General features: G+C 55.6%; 19 protein-coding genes. 9 read left to right on the forward strand and 10 right to left on the reverse strand.

Annotation, left to right across the window (positions count from 1 at the left end; genetic code table 11):
• On the forward strand, positions 1 to 201 hold a 201-nt coding region (locus tag ACFPLB_RS06140; RefSeq protein WP_378228495.1), incomplete at its 5' end, for a transposase.
• A 150-nt stretch (positions 202 to 351) separates the two neighbouring features.
• Here the strand turns inward: ACFPLB_RS06140 and clpA are convergent.
• The 3 genes from clpA to ACFPLB_RS06155 all read right to left on the reverse strand — a co-directional run bounded on the left by clpA (position 352) and on the right by ACFPLB_RS06155 (position 3897).
• Positions 352 to 2811 (reverse strand): ATP-dependent Clp protease ATP-binding subunit ClpA, encoded by a 2460-nt coding sequence (clpA, locus tag ACFPLB_RS06145; RefSeq protein WP_378228496.1) that lies wholly within the window; start codon positions 2809 to 2811, stop codon positions 352 to 354.
• Between the two features lie 6 nt (positions 2812 to 2817).
• Positions 2818 to 3144 (reverse strand): ATP-dependent Clp protease adapter ClpS, encoded by a 327-nt coding sequence (gene clpS, locus ACFPLB_RS06150; protein WP_378228557.1) that lies wholly within the window; start codon positions 3142 to 3144, stop codon positions 2818 to 2820.
• 420 nt (positions 3145 to 3564) lie between these two features.
• Positions 3565 to 3897 (reverse strand): phasin family protein, encoded by a 333-nt coding sequence (locus ACFPLB_RS06155; protein ID WP_378228497.1) that lies wholly within the window; start codon positions 3895 to 3897, stop codon positions 3565 to 3567.
• Positions 3898 to 4211: 314 nt separating this feature from the next.
• Here ACFPLB_RS06155 and ACFPLB_RS06160 point away from each other — a divergent pair, with 314 nt between their 5' ends.
• Positions 4212 to 5585 (forward strand): SPOR domain-containing protein, encoded by a 1374-nt coding sequence (locus ACFPLB_RS06160; RefSeq protein WP_378228498.1) that lies wholly within the window; start codon positions 4212 to 4214, stop codon positions 5583 to 5585.
• 51 nt (positions 5586 to 5636) lie between these two features.
• Positions 5637 to 5894, forward strand: a complete 258-nt coding sequence (locus ACFPLB_RS06165; protein ID WP_378228499.1) for a hypothetical protein — start codon at positions 5637 to 5639, stop codon at positions 5892 to 5894.
• Between the two features lie 64 nt (positions 5895 to 5958).
• Here the strand turns inward: ACFPLB_RS06165 and ACFPLB_RS06170 are convergent, their stop codons facing one another.
• The 6 genes from ACFPLB_RS06170 to ACFPLB_RS06195 all read right to left on the reverse strand — a co-directional run bounded on the left by ACFPLB_RS06170 (position 5959) and on the right by ACFPLB_RS06195 (position 11470).
• Positions 5959 to 6396 carry a DUF1489 family protein gene (locus ACFPLB_RS06170; RefSeq protein WP_378228500.1) on the reverse strand — a complete coding sequence of 146 codons (438 nt, stop codon included), beginning with the start codon at positions 6394 to 6396 and terminating at the stop codon, positions 5959 to 5961.
• Positions 6397 to 6481: 85 nt separating this feature from the next.
• Entirely contained in the window at positions 6482 to 7885 is a 1404-nt protein-coding gene (locus ACFPLB_RS06175; protein ID WP_378228501.1) for an L-serine ammonia-lyase, read from the reverse strand.
• Between the two features lie 144 nt (positions 7886 to 8029).
• Positions 8030 to 8830 carry a YdcF family protein gene (locus ACFPLB_RS06180; RefSeq protein ID WP_378228502.1) on the reverse strand — a complete coding sequence of 267 codons (801 nt, stop codon included), beginning with the start codon at positions 8828 to 8830 and terminating at the stop codon, positions 8030 to 8032.
• Positions 8831 to 8851: 21 nt separating this feature from the next.
• On the reverse strand, positions 8852 to 10333 hold the full coding sequence (gene gatA / locus ACFPLB_RS06185) for an Asp-tRNA(Asn)/Glu-tRNA(Gln) amidotransferase subunit GatA (RefSeq protein WP_378228503.1): 1482 nt from the start codon (positions 10331 to 10333) through the stop codon (positions 8852 to 8854).
• Positions 10334 to 10390: 57 nt separating this feature from the next.
• Complete coding sequence (gatC, locus tag ACFPLB_RS06190) at positions 10391 to 10678, reverse strand: Asp-tRNA(Asn)/Glu-tRNA(Gln) amidotransferase subunit GatC (RefSeq protein WP_378228504.1); 288 nt, start codon at positions 10676 to 10678, stop codon at positions 10391 to 10393.
• An 81-nt stretch (positions 10679 to 10759) separates the two neighbouring features.
• Positions 10760 to 11470: a metal-dependent hydrolase gene (locus tag ACFPLB_RS06195; protein ID WP_378228558.1), complete on the reverse strand. Its 711-nt coding sequence runs from the start codon at positions 11468 to 11470 to the stop codon at positions 10760 to 10762.
• A 74-nt stretch (positions 11471 to 11544) separates the two neighbouring features.
• On the opposite strand from ACFPLB_RS06195, the gene ruvX reads away from it, so the two are divergent.
• Positions 11545 to 12021: a Holliday junction resolvase RuvX gene (gene ruvX, locus ACFPLB_RS06200; RefSeq protein ID WP_378228505.1), complete on the forward strand. Its 477-nt coding sequence runs from the start codon at positions 11545 to 11547 to the stop codon at positions 12019 to 12021.
• A gap of 64 nt (positions 12022 to 12085) precedes the next feature.
• On the opposite strand, the gene ACFPLB_RS06205 is transcribed toward ruvX, so the two are convergent.
• Positions 12086 to 13717 carry an acyl-CoA dehydrogenase family protein gene (locus ACFPLB_RS06205; protein ID WP_378228506.1) on the reverse strand — a complete coding sequence of 544 codons (1632 nt, stop codon included), beginning with the start codon at positions 13715 to 13717 and terminating at the stop codon, positions 12086 to 12088.
• 199 nt (positions 13718 to 13916) lie between these two features.
• Between ACFPLB_RS06205 and ACFPLB_RS06210 the strand changes: the two genes are divergently transcribed.
• The 5 genes from ACFPLB_RS06210 to ACFPLB_RS06230 all read left to right on the forward strand — a co-directional run bounded on the left by ACFPLB_RS06210 (position 13917) and on the right by ACFPLB_RS06230 (position 19142).
• The gene (locus tag ACFPLB_RS06210; protein ID WP_378228559.1) at positions 13917 to 14897 is read left to right on the forward strand and encodes an aspartate carbamoyltransferase catalytic subunit; all 981 of its coding nucleotides are present in this window, start codon (positions 13917 to 13919) and stop codon (positions 14895 to 14897) included.
• Positions 14894 to 16180 carry a dihydroorotase gene (locus ACFPLB_RS06215; RefSeq protein ID WP_378228507.1) on the forward strand — a complete coding sequence of 429 codons (1287 nt, stop codon included), beginning with the start codon at positions 14894 to 14896 and terminating at the stop codon, positions 16178 to 16180. The genes ACFPLB_RS06210 and ACFPLB_RS06215 overlap by 4 nt, the downstream gene beginning before the upstream one ends.
• Positions 16181 to 16332: 152 nt before the next feature.
• The gene (plsY, locus tag ACFPLB_RS06220; RefSeq protein ID WP_378228508.1) at positions 16333 to 16920 is read left to right on the forward strand and encodes a glycerol-3-phosphate 1-O-acyltransferase PlsY; all 588 of its coding nucleotides are present in this window, start codon (positions 16333 to 16335) and stop codon (positions 16918 to 16920) included.
• Positions 16917 to 18047, forward strand: a complete 1131-nt coding sequence (gene dprA / locus ACFPLB_RS06225; RefSeq protein ID WP_378228509.1) for a DNA-processing protein DprA — start codon at positions 16917 to 16919, stop codon at positions 18045 to 18047. Before plsY ends, dprA begins: the two co-directional genes overlap by 4 nt.
• Positions 18048 to 18206: 159 nt before the next feature.
• Entirely contained in the window at positions 18207 to 19142 is a 936-nt protein-coding gene (locus ACFPLB_RS06230; protein WP_378228510.1) for a glycosyltransferase family 92 protein, read from the forward strand.
• Positions 19143 to 19233: the final 91 nt, after the last annotated feature.

Raw genomic sequence — 19233 nt, forward strand, 5'->3', positions numbered from 1 at the left:
CTGATGCCAACGCGCAAACGCTTCCCCGCCTTCGACCACCAACTCTATCGCAAGCGCAATGTGGTTGAGCGGTTCTTCAACAAACTCAAACAGTTCCGTGCGGTCGCAACTCGCTATGACAAGCGTGACGACAATTTCCTCACTTCAGTCCAACTCGCCGCAATCCGAATATGGATCAAAGAAAATGAGTCGGTGACCTAGAGCTTTTTGTGAGCACAGATGAAATCATCTGGCGTCGCACAAATGCGGCTAAAATAAGAGATTAGAGCATTTCATCCGTTTCCATGAAAACAAGAAATGCTCTAATAAATTGGCAACCATGTAAAAAGGTCCCGTTTCCGGGGCCTTTTTTTATTTCCGCGGCAATTGCGGCACAAGGCTGCGCTTGCCACCATCCTTTTTCGGTCCCGGTGTCAGCTTGGCAACGACCGCCTTTTTCACGGGTGCCTTTTTTGGAGCCGCTTTGCGCGTCTTTGGCTGTTCTTCCGGCTCTTTCCTGGGCCGCACCTTCGTTTCATCGGGCAGGCTTTCAAGCTTCAGACCGGTTTCACCCGCCTCCTTGGTCTCGACAGTCACACGCACCGTGCCGCCTTTTTTGAGCTTGCCAAACAGCACTTCCTCAGCCAGCGGCTTCTTGATGTGTTCTTGAATGACACGGCCAAGCGGGCGCGCGCCCATACGCTCGTCATAGCCCTTGTCAGCCAGCCAGGCGATGGCCTCATCCGACAGGTCAAAGGTCACACCACGCTCCGAAAGCTGGGCCTCAAGCTGCATGACAAATTTCTGCACCACCTGGTGAATGACCGGCACCGGCAACGATCCAAAGGGAATGATGGCATCGAGACGGTTGCGAAATTCAGGCGTAAACAGCCGGTTGATCGCCTCCATATCATCACCTTCCCGCTTGGAAGAGCCAAAGCCAATGGCAGATTTTGCCATTTCGGAAGCCCCCGCATTCGTGGTCATGATCAAGATCACATTGCGAAAGTCGATCTGCTTGCCATTATGGTCGGTCAGCCTGCCGTGGTCCATCACCTGCAACAGGATATTGAACAGGTCTGGATGGGCTTTTTCGACCTCATCGAGCAGCAACACGCAATGCGGATGCTGGTCAACACCATCGGTCAAAAGACCGCCCTGATCAAAGCCGACATAGCCCGGAGGCGCACCAATCAGCCGCGAAACCGTGTGGCGCTCCATATATTCGGACATATCAAAGCGCAGCAGTTCCACACCCAAAGACGCAGCCAACTGCTTGGCCACTTCGGTCTTGCCCACGCCGGTCGGGCCTGAAAACAGATAAGAGCCAATCGGCTTTTCAGGCTCACGCAAGCCCGCCCGGGCCAGCTTGATGGCTGAACTGAGCGCCGTGATGGCAACATCCTGACCATAAACAACCCGCTTCAGCTCTTTTTCCAGACCTGCCAGAACCTTTTCATCATCCGCAGAAACAGTTTTTGGCGGAATACGAGCCATGGTGGCGATGGTGGCCTCGATTTCCCGGATGCCGATGGTTTTCTTGCGCTTGCCCTCAGGCAACAGCATCTGTGAAGCACCGGTCTCGTCAATCACGTCGATGGCCTTGTCCGGCAGTTTACGATCGCTGATATAGCGCGCCGACAATTCCACCGCGCCCTTGATGGCGTCAGGCGTATATTTGACCTTGTGATACTCCTCGAAATAGGGTTTCAGCCCCTTCATGATCTCGATGGCGTCTTCAACGCTTGGTTCTTGCACATCGATCTTCTGGAAACGGCGCACCAGCGCCCGGTCCTTCTCGAAGAACTGACGAAATTCCTTGTAAGTCGTTGAACCAATACAGCGAATGGCTCCAGATGAAAGTGCTGGCTTGAGCAGGTTGGAGGCATCCATTGCCCCGCCCGATGTTGCCCCTGCACCAATAACCGTATGAATCTCATCGATAAACAACACGGCGCCAGGAAACTCTTCCAGCTCCTTGACCACCTGCTTCAAGCGCTCTTCAAAATCACCCCGATAGCGTGTTCCAGCCAGCAACGTGCCCATGTCGAGCGCAAAGATGGTGGCGTCCAGCAGCACTTCAGGCACGTCGCCTTCCACAATGCGCTTGGCCAGCCCTTCGGCAATCGCCGTCTTGCCGACACCAGGATCGCCTACATAAAGCGGATTGTTTTTGGAGCGGCGACACAGCACTTGAATGGTGCGGTTGATTTCCGGGCCACGGCCGATCAGCGGATCAATCTTGCCCGCACGGGCCTTGGCATTGAGATCCACACAATAGGCGCTCAGCGCATCCTGGGCCTTCTTCTTGCTCTCATCATGCTGCTCACCTGTGCTGTCGCCAGGCTGCTCCTCCTCGGCGCCGCGCGGGACGCGGGTTTCGGCAGCGCCGGGTCGCTTGGCGATACCATGAGAAATATAATTGACCGCATCATAGCGGGTCATCTGCTGTTCCTGAAGAAAATAGGCGGCATGGCTTTCGCGCTCGGCAAAAATGGCCACCAGCACATTGGCCCCCGACACTTCCTCACGGCCAGAGGATTGCACATGGATCACCGCACGCTGGATCACGCGCTGAAAACCGGCAGTCGGCTTGGAATCCTCATCATAGCCGGTAATTAGATTATCCAGTTCAGTGTCGATATAATGAAGGACCACCTGCCGCAATTCATCCAGATCAACATTACAGGCGCGCATGACGGCAGCGGCTTCCGCATCATCGATCAGCGCCAGAAGCAGATGTTCCAGCGTTGCATATTCATGGTGACGCTCATTAGCGATTGTCAGCGCCTGATGCAGCGCCTTTTCCAGACCTTGGGAGAAAGCTGGCATATTACCTCACTTCTTCTCCATCACGCATTGCAGCGGATGTTGATTTTGTCGGGCGAAATCCATGACCTGAGACACTTTTGTCTCGGCTACCTCGAATGTGTAAACGCCACATTCCCCCACTCCGTGGTTGTGCACATGAAGCATGATCCGTGTGGCTGCTTCCCTGTCTTTCTGGAAAAAGCGCTCCAGAATGTGAACGACAAACTCCATAGGCGTGTAATCATCGTTCAAAATCAGGACACGGTAAAGGCTGGGCCGTTTGGTCCTTGTCTGGGTGCGCGTGATGACAGCCGTTCCCCGGCCCCCGCTATTGCCATCCCGGTTTTTTTGCATTGTCACCGCATTCTGTGCGGCAATCGCCCTGCCAATCACCTTGTTTCCTGCCTTATGCTCCAACCCAATTTGTCCCAGTGGACAAATCGTCATGTAGGTTATTATTGACGGATTTTAAGCCCTTCGCCATGGCTGGCAATATGTTAAAGTCCGTCTCCCGAATTTAAGAACCGGTTTCGGGTTCAAGACACGCTCCAAGCACCCCAATTATTCATTAAGGCCTGTCTCCCGAGACTTGAGAAGCAGTTTCGGGATAAAGACATGCGTAAAACAAAGGCTTAAAGCGGGTCGCGTGAATCTGAAAGAAAAGCGACACGCTTTAATGGCTCAAATTATGTGTCAGGGGCTGCTCAAATGCAAAAGCCCGACTGCGCAAGACACAGCCGGGCCCAAAATTTGAAATACGAAATAAAAAAAGTTTTAGCCAGCCTTGGCGACAAGACCTTCAAACGGCTTATAGGCTTCGCGGGCAAGCTCCAGATAAAGATCGCCAAAGCGGGTCGCTCCGGAAACAAAGGTCTCATAAGACTGCTTTGCATAATCGGTCTGGATGCTGACAGCTTCTTCAAACGATTTTGCAGCAATCAGTTTTTCAAAGGCGGCACTGCCAGCCTGCAGGTTTTTCTTTGAATATTCACTGGCCTCGACTGCGATTGCCTGTGCGCCCTTGGAGAGCGAGGCAAAGCTGCGCAGACCGGAATCGGTAAATTCCTTGCCATATTTACTGAATTCTTCGTGAACTGTTGTGGACATGGGAGTGTCCTCCTTTCCTGAAAACATTTTGCAACCAGATGATTTTATCCAGCACCGCCTCTGCGGCCCGATACATAAATCCGACCGTTGATTTTTGCACTAGCGAATAGATATTGTGCAGCGCACAAAATGTCAAGACATGCCACGACGGGCAATTGCTAAAATTTCGATAAAAATTGTGATGACTGCGCCGAAAATGGTGAACGACGCGGTTACCATAAACACATTGGTAACGGTACGCAGTTAGGCTGCATAAAATCAGACCGGGACTGGACCTTTGCCATCCCGGCCAATGAAAGCCAAAGGAAGTAGCAGTGCGTCAGGCATTTTCGGGTATCATTCCCCTTTCCGTGCGTTTTTTTCGGACAGTGGCAATCATCGCCGTAGCAACAGGTATTGCCATCGGTGCAAGCACACCAGGTCAGGCTGCTCCCAAAAATGCCGCCATCGTGATTGACGCCAATACAGGCAAGACACTTTATTCATCAAATGCCAATGCGCGCCGCTACCCGGCTTCGCTGACCAAGATGATGACCCTGTATTTAACCTTTGAAGCGCTTTCCAAAGGCAAGATTTCCAAGTCAACACAGGTGACATTTTCTGCCAATGCCGCAGCCGAGCCGCCAACCAAGCTGGGCGTGCGCAAGGGCGGGTCGATCACCGTCGAGACCGCCATCCGGTCCATGGTGACCAAATCAGCCAATGATTCCTCCACCGCAATGGCCGAATTGCTGGGCGGCAGCGAAGCAAATTTCGCCAAGATGATGACGGCAAAGGCGCGCTCGCTTGGCATGGCCAACACTGTGTTTCGCAATGCCCATGGCCTGCCCAACACGGGCCAGTTTACCACAGCGCGCGACATGGCAACGCTTGGCATCGCACTGCGTGAACATTATCCGCAATATTACAGCTATTTTGCCGAACGCTCCTTCATGTATGGCAAACAGCGCATCAATGGCCATAACCGGCTGCTTGGTCGCATCAAGGGCGTGGACGGTATCAAGACCGGCTACACACGCGCTTCCGGTTTCAATCTGGTCTCATCGGTTTCCGTAGATGGGCGCAAGCTTGTCGCCGTCGTCATGGGTGGCTCCTCCGGGGCGTCCCGCGACAATGAAATGGCGCGTCTCATCAAGGCTTATCTGCCCAAGGCCTCAAAACGCAGTGGTGGAGCCCTGATTGCCCTCAACAATAATGATCAGGCTTCACAACAGATTGCCCGGATCGTGCTGCCCAAACATGGCGCGCCGACACCGGATGCAAAGCCGGTAACGGTTGAGGCCATTGTGGCTTCAACTGCGGCCCTGCCTTCACGCAAGCCCGCCCCGCCACAGCCTGTCGGCCAGCAGGCAGCCGAACCGGCTGACATACCCTTTGCACAGGCCTATGCCGGCGCAGAACCCTCCCAGCAGATCGATCCCGTCAACACCGCTTCCCTGCCATCTGGCTGGGTGGTTCAGGTGGCTGCCTCGCCCAGCAAGACCGATGCCGAGGCGGCACTTGACAAAACCGCTGCTCAAGCGCGCGCCATTCTTGCCAGTGCGTCAGGCTACACCGTTCCTTTCCGCAAAGGCGGTGTGACCTATTTCCGCGCCCGCTTCGGCGGCTTTGAAACCCAGACCGCCGCACTCAGGGCCTGCACGGCGCTGAAAAAACAGCGCATCGAATGCTTTGCCGTACAGCAGTAAACACCGCCATCCATTCCTTAAAAAGTTCAGGGCCAAACAGGAGTTGCAGTCGTGATCGGAAATCAGCAGGAGACCGGCCTTGCCAATCCGCTTCGCCAGTATAATGACGCCGGAACACAGGCTCTCCAGCAGGCTGCCACACGGCTGAAAACCATGCGCCCCGGCAATTCGCGCTTCAGAACCAAGGATCTGGTGGGGCTGCTGATGAGCCATGGGGCGCGCACATGGCGCAACACCCAACCTCTGGTGCAAATTCGCCTGAAAGCGGCCACGCCCGATGGCAAAGCCGCCATCCGCCTTAAATTCTAAAGCCTGTCTCTCGAGACTTGAGAACCAGTTTCGGGAGACAGGCTTTAGATGAAACCATCTGTGCTCACAAAAGCCCGAGTTCGGCCAGTTCCTGCCGCAATTCGGGTGACATTTCAGCGATACCGGTTGCCCCTACCCCCAGATCGGCAGGCGCATCCTCAGGCTTCAGATAGCGCCAGCCCTGAAATGGCCGCCGCGGTTGCCATTGGGTATGGATGATTTCCGCATCCAGAACGATGCGGCAGCGCCTGATGCCTTCAGGGTCGATATAGGGGCGTATATCGGTGATCAACTGCCGACACTGAACATTGCCCTTGATCACCCAATAGAGCGACCCGGCTCCAATGATTTCATCGGCACGGGTGGGCACCATGCGGGTTGTGTGCCAATGCTCGACCGGCTCGCCATTGCGACGGCGCTCTTCCAGCCTGTGCGCAACCCACGCCTCAAGCTCTTCAACACTATCGCAACCGACGCATAATTTGAGAATATTTAATGCCATAGCGGCAAACTAGCGGCTGAACCCTTGCCATTCAACGCGACATCCTGTGCTATCCGGCCCCGTTTTCCACAGGGCCGACTTTGTTTCAGCACTCCACCACATTGACGGCAAGGCCACCAAGGCTGGTTTCCTTATAGCGCTCATTCATGTCCGCGCCGGTCTGGCGCATGGTCTCAATAGCCGCATCAAGCGGCACAAAATGCGTGCCATCCCCCTTGATCGCCAGCGACGCTGCCGTCACCGCCTTAACCGCGCCAAGTGCGTTGCGCTCAATGCACGGCACCTGAACCAGCCCGGCCACCGGATCACAGGTCATGCCCAGATGATGCTCCAGCGCAATTTCTGCCGCATTTTCCACCTGTTCCGGTGTGCCGCCCATCACGGCGCACAGCCCTGCCGCCGCCATGGCCGAGGCAGATCCGACTTCACCCTGACAGCCCACTTCCGCACCGGAAATCGACGCATTGGTCTTGATGATGCCGCCAATGGCTGCCGCCGTTAACAGAAAATCGCGGATCGAAGTCTGATCGGCCTCGGGGTGAAAATGCAGCCAATAGCGCAATACAGCAGGCAGCGTTCCTGCTGCACCATTGGTCGGAGCAGTCACAACCCGTCCGCCCGCCGCATTTTCCTCATTCACCGCCATGGCATAGATGGAGAGCCAGTCATTGGCCAGCACCGGATTGGGCCGATTGCGGCTCCATTCTTCCTGCAACTTGTCGTGAAGCTGGCGTGCACGGCGGCGCACCTTCAGGCCGCCCGGCATAATGCCATCCTGTGTCAGCCCCCGCTCGATACAGGCCAGCATCGCCGCCCAGATATCATCCAACCCGGCATTGAGTTCTTCGCGCGACATATGGGTTTCTTCATTGACGCGTTTCATTTCGGCAATAGACACGCCCTTTTTGGCAGCCATAGCCAGCATTTCAGCAGCGTTTTTAAACGGATATGGTACTTTCTTGCCTTCGGTCGTCACCGAACCGCGCTGCTTCATCAATTGCAGCTCTTCTTCCGAGACGACAAATCCACCGCCAATGGAATAATAGATGCGCTTCAGCAAAAGCCGGTCACTGGCGTCATAGGCATAAAACGCCATGCCATTGGCGTGCCCGGTCAGCGGCGTCTTTTTATCCAGCACCAGATCACGGGCCGGATCAAAGCGATAGGCAGGATGGCCGGGTGGCATAACGCGCTTTTCAGCCTCGACCCGAGCCACGATCGCATCGGCCTGATCGGGATCGACCTTAACGGGAACCAGCCCGGTCAGGCCAAGGATCACGGCGCGGTCACTGCCATGACCGATGCCGGTATAAGCCAGCGACCCATGCAGGCTTGCCCCCACCCGGTCCACCTTGGCGCCAGCCGGACGTGGCCAGTCACTGGCAAGGATTTCCGACAGGAAGCGCGCTGCTGCTGTCATCGGTCCCATAGTGTGGGAACTGGACGGGCCAATGCCGATCTTGAAAAGGTCGAAAACCGAAAGAAACAAGAATATTTACTCCAAAAAATCAGCCCGCAAGTGATCGCTGCTCCTCATATAGGATACAGTCACGATTTTCCGCACTTTTCAATCAGGCTGCGCTGTCCGCGCCGACCTTGCCTGCTCCTTGCACGACATGAGTTGCAACCAGCATTAAGCTTCCGGCCCCGGCAATGGCGAGCCAATCCGCCCCGTCAGCCAGTAAGCATAAAGCCCGATCCATTCGCGAATTGCCAGCGTCAGGTTTTGAAGCGAATCCTGCACATTATCCTGCGCCAGACCAAAATACTCATTCCCGGCCGTGCGATAATCCACCGGCCAGGGCACCACATCAAAGCCGATCTTTTGAAACAGGCCCATTGAACGCGGCATGTGAAAGGCAGACGTCACCAGAAGCCAGATTTCACCGGGCTCCGGCTTCACCATTTCATGCGTAAAGAGGGCATTTTCATGCGTGTTGCGCGATTTTGTCTCCAGAATCAATCGCGCTGGCGCAACCCCCAGCGCCGTCAGCAGGCGCGGCGCTGTCTCACCGTCACCTTCGCCTTCCAGCATCAGGCTGCCGGAGCCTCCGGTCACCACCACAGATGCATCAAGATAACGGCGCGCCAGAATGGCGGCCTCAACAAAGCGGTCACCGCTTGAATTCAATTCATACCCGCCGCGCACAAGGTTGACGCCCCCTTCAAAGCCGCCGCCCAGCACAATGATACCGGCAATAGAGGATGGTGCAGGATCAGGGCGCTGGAACCGATCCTCCAGCGGATGCAGCAAAAGCGCACCGGTTGAGGTCCATGCGCCGACAGCAAGGATCAAAAAACCCAGACAAGACCCCAAAAGCGCCAGACGACGCCTGCCAGACAGCGCAAGAACAATGCTGGCGCACAAAAGCAGGCCAATCAGATTGATCGGCTGCGCGCCAAACCAGAACAGTTTGGAGAGATAATAAAACACATCATCCCCCCATCTATTTGCCTACCACCATTTTTCAGGCTGGAAGCCACCAGCTGCCTGTTCAACGACATGAGCCGTGCGCAACAGTGTTTCTTCCTCGAAAGGCCGACCAATCAATTGCAGACCAAGCGGTAGACCTTTCGCATCCAGTCCTGCCGGGACCGAAATGCCGGGCAGGCCAGCCATGTTGACGGTTACGGTAAAAATGTCGTTCAGATACATTTTGATCGGGTTTTCGTCCTGATCATGGCCGCCAAGACCAAAGGCGGCAGAGGGGGTTGAAGGTGTCAAAAGCACATCCACACCCGCGGCAAAAGCCTCGTCAAAATCCTTCTTGATCAGTGTGCGCACCTTCTGGGCGCGCACATAATAGGCATCATAATAACCGGCCGAGAGCACAAAAGTGCCCATCAGGACACGCCGCTTCACCTCGTCGCCAAAACCGGCGGCGCGGGTGTTTTCATACATTTCGGCAATATCCTTGCCCGGAACGCGCAAACCGTAGCGCACACCATCATAACGGGCGAGATTGGAAGACGCTTCAGCCGGTGAGATGATGTAATAGGTCGGCAGCGCATATTTGGTATGCGGCAGTGAAACATCGATAATTTCCGCGCCCGCATCCTTTAACCAGGCAATACCCTGCTGCCACAGGCTCTCAACCTCCTGCGGCATGCCCTCAACCCGGTATTCGCGCGGAATACCGACTTTTAGACCTTTCAGCGACTGGCCAAGAGCAGCCTCATAATCGGGCACCGGATGATCTACCGAGGTGGTATCCTTCTCATCGACAGACGCCATGGATTTGAGCAAAATGGCGGCATCGCGAACATCACGCGCGATTGGACCGGCCTGATCAAGCGACGAGGCATAAGAAATAATACCCCAGCGCGAGCAGCGGCCATAGGTGGGCTTAAGGCCAACCGTTCCGGTAAAGGCGGCTGGCTGGCGGATCGAACCGCCCGTATCGGTGGCGGTTGCACCAGCGCATAAAAAGGCGGCAACGGCCGCTGCCGAGCCACCCGACGAGCCGCCAGGAACATAATCTGCCTGTGAGCCCTTGGCCCGCCACGGGTTTTTCACCGGACCATAATAAGAGGTCTCATTGGAAGAGCCCATGGCAAACTCATCCATGTTGAGCTTGCCCAGCATCACGGCCCCATCGGTCCACAGATTGGCGGTCACCGTTGATTCATAGGCCGGCTTGAAACCATCCAGCACATGGCTGCATGCCTGTGTGTGCACACCTTGCGTGGCAAACAGATCCTTGACGCCAAGTGGAATGCCTTCCAGCGCCCCGCCCTGCCCGGAAGCCAGCCGGGCATCAGACGCCTTTGCCATATCGCGCGCCTTGTCGTGGGTGACAGCCACATAAGCGTTGAGCGCACCATTGGCGCCATCAATGGCGTCAAGATAGGCATCCGTCAGTTCGACTGCGGAAATCTCTTTGGCGCGCAGCTTGGTGCGGGCCTGCGAAATCGTCAATCTGGTCAGATCAGTCATCGAAAAAACTTCTTCTGGAAAAACAGGGGCAGAGGCAGTTGGGCGCTTTGGGAAGGATTATTCAACAACTTTGGGCACCAGAAAGAAATTTTCCTCCGTTGCCGGTGCATTGCCCACAATATCGGCAATTTTGTCGCCATCGCTGACCACATCTTCACGTTTTCTCATGGTCATGGGAAGCACCGAAGTCATCGGCTCGACACCGCTCACATCGATTTCATTCAGTTGCTCGACAAAACCAAGCGTGGAATTGATCTTGTCCGCCATGGCGGACGCCTCCGCCTCATTGATTGCAATACGAGCCAGATGCGCAACGCGCTTGACCATATCCAGATCGACCGTCATGTGAAAACCTGCTTCAAAGTCTGATTGGAACCTGTCTGCGCTATAGCCGTGCAGACAGGCGCGCGCAACAGCAAGAGCGGCTCAGAGTGCAATCGTCTCGCCAATTTTCGGCAAGGCCACCTTGATGCCAGACCCTTCCAGCCCTTCCGCAAATTTGTCGGCTGTTGGATCAAGCAGCGGAAATGTGCCGAAATGACAGGGCACAACCGTATCGAATTTGAAAAACCGCCGACATGCAAGGGCTGCCACCGCACCGCCCATGGTAAAGCGGTCGCCAATCGGCACGATACCGATTTTTGGCTCATGCAATTCGTTGATCAGCGCCATATCGGAAAAAATATCGGTATCCCCCATGTGATACACTGTTGGCGCATCCGAAAAATGCAGCACCAGCCCGCCCGAATTGCCCAGATAGATATTGCCGCCCCCTTCCGCGGAGGCAGATGAGGAATGCAGTGCCTGCACAAAGGTTGTGGTGAAATTACCGCAATCGACCGTGCCGCCGATATTGCCGGGATTGATCTTGTCTTGGGCCACAACACCTTGCCCGACCAGATACATGCAGATCTCGAAATTGGCGACCAGCATGGCTCCTGTCTTGTTTAAAACCTCGGCCGCACCGCTCATATGATCATCATGGCCGTGGGTGATCAAAACATGTGTCACCCCCTCGGCAGGTTTTTCCCAACCGCCATCCCAGACCGGATTGCCTACCAGATAAGGATCAATCAGGATTTTTGCATCGCCCGTCTCGATGCAAAATGTGGAATGGCCATACCAGGTCAGTTTCATCATCTGTGTCCTCGATTATTATGGGTGGCAAGGATAGAAGCCTCATCACACATGTCAAAGGAAAGCGCACGACCTTGAACATCATCGACGTGGAAGAACTGGCAACACACCTGCAACCGGGCGAAACCCTTGCCGGACTTGATCTTGGCGACAAGACAATCGGCATTGCGGTTTCAGATGCGCGCCTGTCATTTGCCCATCCGCGCCCTGTCATCATGCGCAAGAAATTCACACAGGACGCCCAGACCCTGCTGTCCCTGCTGGAAGGGGAAAAAGCTGGAGCAATCGTCATCGGCCTGCCGGTCAATATGGACGGGTCGCACGGGCCGCGCGCACAAAAATCACGCGCTTTTGTGCGCAATATGGCGCCCTTGACCAACCTGCCCTTTTTGTTCTGGGACGAGCGCCTGTCCACGGTGGCAGCCGAACGCACCCTGATCGAGATGGATTTTTCACGCGCAAGGCGGGAAGGCAAGATCGATTCGGCAGCCGCATCCTTTATCCTGCAAGGCGTTCTCGACCGGCTGCACCATTTGCGCAATTCTGACTAACAAACATATTTGTGACACCAGATGCTTATATTGGCATCGCAAAAATGCTCCGGCAAAAGGCTGTTCAACCTGTCGGCGGATAAAGCGTATCGACGATCAAGGCTGCATCATGGCGCGTGTCCAGCAGCCCATAGGTGGTGCGCCACTGGCCTGCCAGCCGCGTTTCCACAAAGGCGTCGGCAATACGGCCTGCCCCCAGCCGCCGCAATTCAGCCGCCGCAGCCGCAAGCGCCAGTTGCTCGGTCAAAATACGCGCCGACCCCTCATCGCTGGACGCCACCTGCATGGCTGCCTTCAACACCCCCACCGTGCCATGGCCGCTTGCGCCCAGATCACGATCGATACCGATCAGCACCTCGTCAAACAGGCCAGGTGCACGGCCAAGCACGCGCAGCACATCCAGCGCCATCACATTGCCCGACCCTTCCCAGATCGCATTGACCGGAACCTCACGATAATAGCGGGCAAGTGGCGCATCCTCGACATAGCCATTGCCGCCCAGACACTCCATCGCCTCATAAAGAAGGCCAGGCGCCAGCTTGCACACCCAATATTTCACCACCGGCGTCATGGCGCGCGCAAAAGCGGCCTCCCCCCGGTCGCTGGCGGCCTCATCAAAAGAACGCGCCAGTCGGAAGGAAAGGGCAGTTGCTGCCGCAACATCGAGCGCCATATCGGCCAGCACACGCTGCATCAGCGGCTGATCGGTCAGATTTTTACCGCCAACCCGACGATTGCGGCAATGATGCACGGCTTCAGCCAGACCGGCGCGCATCAGGGCAGAAGAGGAAATGGCGCAATCCAGCCGGGTTAATGTAATCATATCCATAATGGTGCGCATGCCTGCACCGGGTTCGCCCACCATCTCACCAATGGCGTTTTCAAACTCCACCTCGGCAGTCGCATTGGAGCGATTGCCCAGCTTGTCTTTAAGCCGCTGAAAACGAAAGCCATTATTTTCGCCATCGCCCAAAATGCGCGGCACGAGAAAACAGGACAGGCCTTCTGTCGCCTGCCCCAGCACCAGAAAAGCATCCGACATGGGCGCCGACATGAACCATTTATGGCCACTTAACCGGAAAAACCCGGTTGAGCCGGCCCGCTCGGCCCGGGTGCTGTTGGCGTTCACATCCGTGCCACCCTGTTTTTCTGTCATGCCCATGCCCAGCGTCAGGCCGCTTTTTTCCACCGGCGATTTCTGGGTCTGGTCATATTTGCGGGTAGTCACACGTGGCGCCCACTCACGAAATATCTTCGGACTGGCCATCAATGCTGCCAGTGATGCGCTGGTCATGGTGACAGGACATAAATGGCCGCTTTCCAGTTGGGCGCTCAGATAAAACCGGGCAGCGCGAATCTGGTGACGGCGGCCAATCTCGGCCTCGCCATTTTCCCAAATGGACGAATGCAGCCCACCCGCAACCGAACGGCGCATCAAGGCATGATAGGCCGGGTGATATTCCACCAGATCAGCGCGTCTGCCATAGCGGTCATGCGTGTGCAGGCGCGGAGTTTCCGTATTGGCAAGCCGGGCAAGGTCTTGCGCTTCATGCGTCAGCACAAATCGACCAAGCCCGTCGAGATCCTTGCGCACCGGATCGGAAAACTGCTCGGCAAGCTGGATCAGCAGCGGGTCGCCTCGCCAGGCATTGGTGCCGGTAAGCGGTGGCGGCTGGTTCGTCACGTCGTCTGTCACGCAATATCCCTGTATGTTGGCGGCCGCCGGGATCAGGAGCTGTTCTGATACTTGTCGAATCCGCACCAAACTGCCTTATACCTTAAGACGGCAGTGGCGACGATGAAAATAGGGGAAGATGCCCATGCAATACAAAGCGCACGCTTGCGGGTCTGCCCGGCTGGGCCTATAGCAGGCTTTTAAGATGACCCAGACACACATGCCCCCTCTGCCACCCCTGCCGCTTTTTCCCCAGCGCCATCTGCTTGGCATCAAGGACCTTTCAGCGCCCGATATAGAGCTTTTGCTGGACTGGGCCGACCGTGCCGTTTCCATTTCGCGCCAATCCGAGAAAAAAACCTCAACGCTGCGCGGACGCACACAAATCAACCTGTTTTATGAAGCCTCCACCCGCACGCAATCGTCTTTTGAACTGGCAGGCAAGCGTCTTGGCGCCGATGTCATGAACATGTCGGTGGCCAGTTCTTCCGTCAAGAAAGGGGAGACCCTGATTGACACGGCCATGACGCTGAACGCCATGCACCCCGACATTCTCATCATCCGCCATCAATCTGCCGGTGCTGCGGCCCTTCTGGCGCAAAAGGTTGGCTGCGCGGTGATCAATGCCGGTGACGGCACCCATGAACACCCCACACAAGCCCTGCTCGATGCGCTGACCATTCGCCGCGCCAAGGGCCGCATCAGCGGGCTGACGGTTGCTATCTGCGGTGACATTCTCCATTCCCGCGTTGCCCGCTCCAATATCATACTGCTCAATGCACTGGGCGCACAGGTGCGTGTTGTTGCCCCCTCCACGCTGTTGCCCTGCGGCATAGAACAAATGAGCGTCCATGTTTTTCGCGACATGGAAGAAGGCTTGAAAGACGCCGATGTCGTGATGATGCTGCGCCTGCAACGTGAACGGATGGAAGGCAGCTTTGTGCCTTCCATCCGCGAATATTTCCGCTATTTCGGTCTGGATGCGCAGAAGCTGAGAGCGGCAAGGGAAGATGCCCTTGTCATGCATCCCGGCCCGATGAACCGGGGCGTGGAAATCGCCTCTGAAATTGCCGATGGCCCCCAGAGCGCCATTCAGGAACAGGTGGAAATGGGCGTTGCCGTGCGCATGGCGGTGATGGAAGCGCTGCTTGATCCGCGCCGCACCCCGGAAGGCCATAATCCAGAAAGATCGGGCGCATGAGCACCACCCTTTTTACCCATGCCCGGATCGTTGACCCCTCCCGCGGGATGGACGAAATTGGCGCCGTCATTGTTGAGAATGGCAAAATTTCCGCTGCTGGCCCCCAGGCCCTCAATCAGGGTGCGCCCGAAGGTGCAACCATTATTGATTGCTCTGGAAAAACCATCATTCCCGGTCTGGTTGACAGCCGCGTGTTCATTGGCGAACCGGGTGGCGAGCACCGGGAAACCATTGCCTCCGCCAGTCAGGCCGCCGCCGCTGGCGGTATCACCTCCATCATCATGATGCCCGACACCAACCCGGTCATTGACGATGTGGCGCTGGTCGAATTTGTCTTGCGCACGGCCCGCGATACGGCCTGCGTCAATGTCTTTCCTACGGCCGCCATTTCCAAAGGCCTGCAAGGCCGGGAAATGACCGAATTTGGCCTGCTCAAACAGGCAGGCGCCGTTGCCTTTACCGATGGCCACCACACCATTGCCAATTCTTTGATCATGCGCCGGGCGCTCACCTATGCCCGCGATTTCGGCGCAACCATCATGCATGAGACGCTCGACGCCGACCTTGGCGGCACGGGCGTCATGAATGAAGGCCTGTTTGCCAGTTGGCTTGGCCTGTCCGCCATTCCTCGTGAAGCTGAAACCATTCCGCTGGAGCGCGATCTGGCACTCGCCCGCCTGACCGGCGGCCAGTATCATGCGGCAAAACTTTCAACCGGCATGGCAGCCAATGCAATGCGTCGCGCCAAGGCTGATGGCGCCAATGTCAGTGCAGGCGTCGCCATCTACAATCTTGCCCTTAACGAGTATGATATTGGCGAATATCGCACTTTTTTCCGGCTCAATCCTCCACTTCGCGCTGAAGAAGACCGGCTTGCCATGATCGAGGCGCTCAAAGACGGTACGCTCGACATCATTGTGTCCTCGCATGATCCGCAAGATGTCGATACCAAGCGCCTGCCTTTTTCCGATGCGGCAGCCGGCGCCATCGGTCTGGAAACGCTGCTGGCGGTTGCCTTGCGCCTGTATCACAATGACGAGGTGCCGCTGATCCGGCTTGTGGAAACATTGTCTACCGCACCGGCGCGCCTGTTTGGCCTGCCCGGCGGTACGCTCAAGCCCGGCGCGGCCGCTGATCTGGCCCTTGTCGACCTTGATGAACCCTGGGTGGTCAATGAGGCAGGCATCCGCTCGCGTTCCAAAAACACCTGTTTTGAAAATGCGCGCTTGCAAGGTCGGGTCTTGCAAACCATGGTCGCTGGCCACACAGTGTTTCACACATAGAGCATTTTGTGAGTACAGATGGAATCATCTGACATTGCCAGAATGCGACCATGACAGAGTTTGAAGCATTTCGTGAAAACAAGAAACGCTCCAGACCAACAGACCGGACATAGAAATCCGGCCAACAAATATCCGGCCAGCGGGGGCCAGGCATGATCATCACCATCATTGCAGCGCTGATTTTTGGCTATCTGCTGGGCTCTGTTCCCTTTGGCCTGCTTTTGACGCGCGCCGCCGGACTGGGCGATGTGCGCTCCATCGGCTCCGGCAATATCGGTGCAACCAATGTGCTGCGCACCGGCAATAAAAAACTTGCCGCAGCAACCTTGCTGCTGGATGCGCTTAAAGGTACGGCAGCCGTTCTGATTGCCCGGTCTTACGCACCCGACCTTGCACTGTGGGCTGGTTTTGCAGCCTTTATCGGGCATTTGTTTCCGCTCTGGCTTGGCTTCAAGGGCGGCAAGGGCGTGGCCACCTATCTGGGTGTGCTGACTGGGCTTTCCTGGCAGGTAGCGCTGATTTTTGCGGCGGTGTGGCTGCTGTTTGCCATTCTGTTTCGCTATTCTTCACTGGCCGCACTGTGTGCAGCCAGTGCAACACCCCTGGCCTTGTGGCTGCTTGATCTGCCCCAACTGGCTGGCCTGTTTGTGCTGATGAGCCTCATCTTATTCCTCAAGCATCATGCCAATATCAAGCGGCTGGCGGCAGGAACCGAAGGCAGGATCGGAGCCAAGGGATGAGTTCTGCCACGTCCGGTCTAAGCGAGACACAACGCCTTGCCTGGCTGCGGCTGATCAGGACCTCCAATGTCGGACCGGCTTCCTTTCGCGATCTGATCAACCGCTTCGGCTCTGCCCAGAACGCCCTGGACAGGCTGCCCGAGCTTGTCCGCTCCAGCGGCTCGCGCCGGACCATGCGCATCCCCGATGAAGCCGAAATTTTGCGCGAAATGGACCATGTGACAGAATTTGGCGCCCGTTTTGTCTATATCAGCGATCCCGACTATCCACCTTTGCTGAAACGAATCGACCATCCTCCACCCATTCTTGCAGTGATCGGTGCAGGCGATGTTTTGCAGCGCCCGGCCATTTCGGTGGTTGGGGCGCGCAACGCTTCCGCAACAGGTGCAAAACTGGCTGCCTCCCTGTCAGCGGGAATGGGACAGGCAGGTTATGCCATCGTTTCGGGCCTTGCACGCGGCATTGACACCGCCGCCCATCGTGGCGGTCTCGATACGGGAACCATCGGTGTTCTGGCAGGCGGGCTGGATCGCCCCTACCCGCCGGAAAATACCGATCTATATCGTGAGATTGTGGACAAGGGTGGCGCCATCATTTCAGAAATGCCGTTCGGCTGGCAGCCACGCGCACAGGATTTTCCACGCCGCAACCGGCTTGTGGCCGGAATGGCGCATGGGCTTCTTGTGGTTGAGGCGGCAAAGCGTTCCGGCTCGCTGATCAGCGCCAGACTGGCCGCGGAAATGGGCAGGCTGGTATTTGCCGTGCCCGGCTCTCCACTCGATCCACGCGCCAGCGGAACCAACAGTCTGCTCAAGGACGGGGCAATTTTAACGACTGAAGCCAGTGATGTGCTTGACACCATCCGACCACTTTACGGCAAGGGCAGCCACTCGTTGCAATTGCCACTGGAAGAGCCGCCTGATCTTTCGCTTGTGCCTGAGCCTCAGGAAAATGATCGTCAACGGGTCATCAGCGCGCTTGGACCAACCCCTGTAGAGATTGACGCCCTCATCCGCCACACCGGGCTTGAGCCTGCACAGATACAAATGGTGCTGCTTGAACTGGACCTTGCCGGAAAGCTGGAACGCCATGCTGGCGGGCATGTTTCTCTGCTGGATTTTGAGTAGGAAACCGCTTGATGATGGTGAGCCAGGAGAGGACCAAGCCCTCAACCACATGATTAAAAGTCAGGTTTCTTTCGGCATGGCACACACCATCATTCCAGCTTGCATTGGCAGGGCCTACCTCATAGAAATCCATGATCGTCTGCATATCGGGTGCTTTGCATGCTGTTTTTTAAAAAGAAACCACCATTTTCAAAGCAACTCCGCATAACTCCACCGGTACCTCAAGCTAACCGGCATGGGGTTGCCGTCGTAACCATGCTGAAAGACGAAGAAACCTATATTGATGAATGGTTGATTTTTCATCAAGCTGCCGGAATCCAGCATTTTATCATTTATAATGATGGCTCAACTGATCAAACTGAAAATATCATCAAAGCCAGATTATCGCCAAACGAGTTAACGCTTGTGCCATGGGCTGGCCGCCTAGTTGACCTGGCTGCCGGAACACAACTCAACAGTCAAGTTCTTGCTGTTGCACATGCAATTCACAATTTCGGATCAGCTTTCCGGTGGATGGCGTTTATTGATGTCGACGAATTTTTGCTACCCAAGCACGGCAACACCATTGAAGAAGCGCTAGAGCCAGTAAACGGTTTTCCAAACGTCTCACTGCCTTGGCATATGTTTGGAACAGGAGGTCACACGAAAAGGCCGCAGGGTGGTGTTCTTAGAAACTATACGATGAGGGCAGCCAAACCAATTGGCACAAAAAAGAACATAACTAATTTCAAATGTATCTTCAATCCGTGTGCAGTCAGTGAGGTTAGTGTTCACCACTTCGAAACGCAACAGTATGGAAGCAAAACCTGCAATGATGCAGGTAAGGTTTTCGCGCGGAAAGAACGAATAAACCCTGCCTTTTATTCAGCAGATAATCTGCAGCTTAATCATTACTATACAAAATCACTTGAGGAGTTTGAGGCAAAGATTCGAAAAGGACCAGTCTCTCCTGGAACACACAGCATGGACGAAAAACGCCTGCAAGAAGTACTTGAAAAACGATTACGAACTGCTCTTGAAAACATTGAATCTGATTTAGTAGAAGATAATCAAATAGTTGATTTTATAGATAAAAATCAGATTTTTAATATTTAAGCCAATCCACTATACCCTCAATATTCTAAGGGCATACGCACTTTAATGCCATGATCGACAAGCTGCGCATGGCGCTTAAAAACCTCTGTCG

Source organism: Aquamicrobium segne, from assembly GCF_042656785.1.
Taxonomy (GTDB): domain Bacteria; phylum Pseudomonadota; class Alphaproteobacteria; order Rhizobiales; family Rhizobiaceae; genus Mesorhizobium; species Mesorhizobium segne.